Origin of the sequence: Moraxella pluranimalium (assembly GCF_002014825.1) — a bacterium.
Lineage (GTDB): Bacteria > Pseudomonadota > Gammaproteobacteria > Pseudomonadales > Moraxellaceae > Moraxella > Moraxella pluranimalium.
The window spans coordinates 1-4,610 of the sequence record NZ_MUYU01000046.1; the positions used below are offsets into that span (position 1 = coordinate 1).

General features: G+C 48.6%; 6 protein-coding genes. 5 read left to right on the forward strand and 1 reads right to left on the reverse strand.

Features of this window, described 5'->3' with window-relative positions; all coding sequences use genetic code 11:
• Positions 1-74: 74 nt before the first annotated feature.
• Positions 75-323: a DUF1289 domain-containing protein gene (locus B0680_RS10615; protein WP_078255066.1), complete on the reverse strand. Its 249-nt coding sequence runs from the start codon at positions 321-323 to the stop codon at positions 75-77.
• 147 nt (positions 324-470) lie between these two features.
• Here B0680_RS10615 and B0680_RS10620 point away from each other — a divergent pair, with 147 nt between their 5' ends.
• The 5 genes from B0680_RS10620 (at position 471) to B0680_RS10640 (ending at position 4,609) form a co-directional block, all read left to right on the forward strand.
• Positions 471-1,094, forward strand: a complete 624-nt coding sequence (locus B0680_RS10620) for a YqiA/YcfP family alpha/beta fold hydrolase (protein ID WP_078255067.1) — start codon at positions 471-473, stop codon at positions 1,092-1,094.
• A gap of 76 nt (positions 1,095-1,170) precedes the next feature.
• Positions 1,171-3,060 carry a DNA topoisomerase IV subunit B gene (parE, locus tag B0680_RS10625; RefSeq protein WP_078255068.1) on the forward strand — a complete coding sequence of 630 codons (1,890 nt, stop codon included), beginning with the start codon at positions 1,171-1,173 and terminating at the stop codon, positions 3,058-3,060.
• Between the two features lie 2 nt (positions 3,061-3,062).
• On the forward strand, positions 3,063-3,713 hold the full coding sequence (locus tag B0680_RS10630; protein ID WP_078255069.1) for a 1-acyl-sn-glycerol-3-phosphate acyltransferase: 651 nt from the start codon (positions 3,063-3,065) through the stop codon (positions 3,711-3,713).
• 128 nt (positions 3,714-3,841) lie between these two features.
• The gene (locus tag B0680_RS10635; RefSeq protein WP_078255070.1) at positions 3,842-4,219 is read left to right on the forward strand and encodes a hypothetical protein; all 378 of its coding nucleotides are present in this window, start codon (positions 3,842-3,844) and stop codon (positions 4,217-4,219) included.
• Between the two features lie 111 nt (positions 4,220-4,330).
• On the forward strand, positions 4,331-4,609 hold the full coding sequence (locus tag B0680_RS10640) for a hypothetical protein (protein WP_078255071.1): 279 nt from the start codon (positions 4,331-4,333) through the stop codon (positions 4,607-4,609).
• Position 4,610 lies beyond the last annotated feature (1 nt).

A 4,610-nucleotide genomic window follows, 5' to 3' on the forward strand; every position in this document is an offset into this window, starting at 1 on the left:
CACCTTATTTGAAGCCCCCGCCAAGAGATTGGTGGGGGTTTTTTGTTTTGTGATGGGGGGGTGAAAAAAGAAGCTTATTCAAACATCCCCAACTGCTCAATCACCACAGATTCCCCGTTTCGTTTGCTTGCTCGATGTTCTTGGATGCGTTTGGCGCGGCGTGTGATGAGCGTGAGCACTTTTCGCTTATCATCATCTGATAGGCGATGCCAGTTTTGCCGTTCTGCTCGATTACGCAGACAGCCAATGCAATAGCCTTTTTTATTCATCGTACACACCCCGATACAGGGGCTGTCGATGACAAACATCTCAAATTGCGACATGGTGCGTTAGGTTATGCCAAATTGGATATAGCTTTTAAAATCAAGATTGGGTACTATAATGGCGTACGCCAATTTCTCACTATACCGCCAAAATTACCATTTGGCAATAGATTAACCAAGTATTTAGCCAAAATAAGGATAATGCCCATGCGATTGATTTATTTACATGGACTTGATAGCGATAGCAATGCCATCAAAGCACAAATTGTCGATGCCTATTGCCAAACACACCATCCTGATATCACAGTCATTCGCCCTGATTTGAACCGCACGCCTGATGAAGTGGTGGCATTACTGACCGAGCTGATCGGTGATGGCGCTGATACAGTACTGATGGGCTCGAGTTTGGGCGGGTATTTTGCGACTTTGATGAGCGATCGCACTGGCGTGCCTGCGGTATTGCTTAACCCAAGCATTCGCCCTGACATCAGTTTTCGCCGCTTTTTACAGGATAATTTTACTGATAATAAGTCGCAAGCACTGCAAGCCAATACGGTGATTTATACCACAACGGGCGGTTGGCAGATTGTCTATGGGGATTTGGCATGGCTTGAAAATCATCGCTTGCAAGCTGTTTTTGGCGAGCGAATTAAGGTATTTTTGCAGATGGGTGATGAGCTATTGGACGCCAAAGCAAGCCAAGCGTTCTTTGGTCAAGCAGGTAGTGAAGTGTTGGCGATGGCAGGCGGTGATCATCGCATCAGTGATTTTGAACATCATGTCAAAACTGTCGTGGATTTTACAATCGATTTGAACCAAATTCAACGCTAAGATATCAGCCATCACATTTCCCAAATCACGGCAATTGGTGTAAAATAGCCGTGATTTTTATTGATTTTTTTATATTATGAGCAATTATACCGCCCAAAAACTCGAAGTCCTAGAAGGGCTTGAGCCTGTCCGCCGTCGCCCCGGGATGTATACGGACACCACACGCCCCAACCATCTTGCTCAAGAAGTCATCGATAACTCCGTCGATGAAGCGTTGGCAGGCTATGCACGCCATATCATCGTCTGCCTGCACGCTGATGGCTCGCTGTCGGTCGAAGATGATGGGCGCGGGATGCCGACGGATATTCACCCTGAGTTCAATCAATCAGGCGTTGAGCTGATTTTGACACGCCTACACGCAGGTGGTAAATTCAGCACCGAAAACTATCAAGTCTCAGGTGGTCTGCATGGTGTCGGTATCAGCGTGGTCAATGCACTCTCGACCCGTGTCGAAGTCACCGTGTGGCGTGATGGGCTAGAGCATACGATGGCGTTCGAGCATGGAGATGCGGTGACGCCACTGATTGCCAATAAAGCATCGAATAAGAAAAAGCGTGGCACAAAGGTGCAGTTTTGGGTCGATGGTCAGTATTTTGACAGCCCAAAATTCGCCATCAAAGCACTCAAGCATACGCTCAAGGCAAAGGCGGTGCTGTCAGCGGGTTTGCAGATTGATTTTATTAATGAAATTGACCCAACCGATAGCGAAAGCTGGCATTTCGTGGATGGCGTGGTAGGCTATTTGACCGAGCAACTTGGCGAGATGCCGTGCGTGCCTGATGAGCCGTTTTATTTTAGCCAAGAGCCTGCCAAAGGCGAGCGTGGCGGAGCGACTTTTGCCATCTCGTGGCTGGCCGATGGTGGCACGCCCATCACCGAAAGTTATGTCAATCTCATCCCCACAGCCCAAGGCGGCACGCATGTCAATGGTCTGCGCACGGGGATTTTGGAAGCCTTGCGAGAATTTTGTGAAATTCATAATCTCTTGCCACGCTCGGTCAAGCTATCCGGCGAAGATGTGTGGGATGAGGTGAATTATATCTTGTCGCTCAAATTCGTCGAGCCGCAATTTAGCGGGCAAACCAAAGAACGCTTATCAAGCCGTGAAGCTGCACCACTTGTGCAAGCGCTTGCCAAAGATGCCTTTAGCCTGTGGCTAAACCAGCATCCCGACAGTGCCAAAGCCATCGCTGAGCTTGCCATTTCTAAGGCATCACGCCGTCTGGCGACCGCCCAAAAAGTCGCTCGCAAAAAAATCACCCAAGGCCCTGCCTTGCCGGGTAAGCTGTGGGATTGTCGTGGCCGCCTAAAAGATGGCTCGGAGCTGTTTTTGGTCGAAGGTCAATCAGCAGGCGGCTCTGCCAAGCAAGCACGGGATAATGCGTTTCAGGCGATTTTGCCACTACGGGGTAAGATTTTGAACGCTTGGGAAGTGTCATCGGATACGGTGCTATCTAGCCAAGAGATTCACGACATCGCCATCGCCATCGGTGTCGATCCTGCCAGTGATGATTTGTCCGAGCTACGCTATGATAAGATTTGCATCCTAGCTGATGCCGATAGCGATGGTTTGCACATTGCGACCTTGATTTGTGCGTTGTTTGTGAAGCATTTTCCTGCACTGATTGAAGCAGGGCATCTGTATGTCGCCGTGCCGCCGCTGTATCGCATCGATGCCGGCAAAGAAGTGTATTATGCGCTCGATAATGATGAGCTTGAACAAGTGCTTGCCAAGCTTGGCAACAAAAAACCGCAAATCACCCGCTTTAAGGGGCTTGGCGAGATGAACCCAAGTCAGCTCAAAGAAACGACGATGAATCCTGATACTCGCAAGCTCGTGCGACTCGATTTAGACGACATCAGTGCCACCAACGGAGTGATGGATATGCTACTTGCCAAAAAACGCTCTGCCGACCGCAAACACTGGCTAGAGACTAAGGGTGATTTGGCTGAATTGGCGGTATAACGATGTCGCAGGATGTCTCAAGAGTGGCGCAGTTATTGCCAAAGTTTAGCTATGATGCGCTGGGTAGTCAGCTGCCCCGTCGTCATCGTCCGCTTGCTACCAAGATGGCTCGTAGGCTACTTGCTATGCTGGGCTGGCGACTGCTTGGCAGACTACCTGATGTGCCCCAAGCGGTGATTATCGGTGCGCCACATACTTCCAATGTCGATGGCGTGCCTGCGATTTTGACCATGCTTGCTTTGGGGCTAGACATCAAAGTCATGGGTAAAAAGCAGTTGTTCTCTGTGCCGATATTATCGCAGTTTTTGACATGGGTGGGGGTGATTGCCATCGACCGTGATAAAAAGGGCTCGGTGCTACAAGCCAATATCGACCGCTTTGCCACAGGTGAGCCGCTGCTGCTAGCACTAGCGCCCGAAGGCACTCGTCAATATACTGAGAGTTTTCGCACGGGTTTTTATTATCTAGCAATGGGGGCGGGTGTGCCGATTATCCCTGTGGCGCTGGATTATCCGACCAAGACGGTGCGTTTTTTGGATGTGTGCTATCCGACGGGGGATTATCAGGCGGATTTGGCAGGGATTATCAAGCAATATCATGGCGTGGTTGGCTATCATCCATCTAAGATGGCAAAGATTTTGCAGGATGCGTAAGTAGCATCCAAGACCAAGCCTTTGAAATGACCGTCAACCGCTGTAAAAAGCGGTTTTTTTATTGCGCAGGGGGGGGGGGTGATTGATATATAATAAACTTAACCCACTGATATAAGGAGATTGAAAAAATGTTAAAACCTGTTATTTTGGCACTTGCACTAATCACTGCAACAAGCCCTGCTTTGGCATCTAGTCAAAAGCTACCATTTGTGGGCAAACGTTCGTTTAATTTTGCAGGAGGCAGTGGAACGGAGCAGTCAATTACTATTAATAAAAATGGTATGACAACTATTAAGTTTCACGGAACTGCATCAACAGGTGTGACGTATCGTGGCAAGTATCGTACCTATCTTCCCGACGGTGATGGCGGTTATTACCAAATCAAGGGCAATACTATCCAACGGCTGGATGCTAACAAGAATCTGAAATATGGTGGATCATGCGGTGGTTGGGGATTGGTGGATTCTGATAGCGATGCTTGTATTGCCAAATTATCAAGATACTAATTCATATCATTGTATGCAAGCAATCATTCAATACGATTGCTTTTTTTATTGCCAATAAACAATCAGTTGTTTATAATCAAATCAACCCTTTTCATCCCTAAGGAGAGTTTGATGAAACTAACCAAATTTACCCTTGCTGCCATCACGGCACTTGCCATGACAGGCTGTGCCACATCAAGCCTGCTTGATTCACCAAGCGCCAAGCAGACGACCCGCACCACCACCGCCAAGACCACGTTGCTCGAAGATAAGGTCGTGGCGTTTGGTCGCCCTGCTGCCACCGCAGGTGTCTCAGGCTCATCGGTGGTGATTGTCGGTGAGAAAAATAGCTATGTGCTCGAAGATGGCGGTGTGCAATTGGTGACTTTGCTCTCTGTAGTGGTCAACTAAT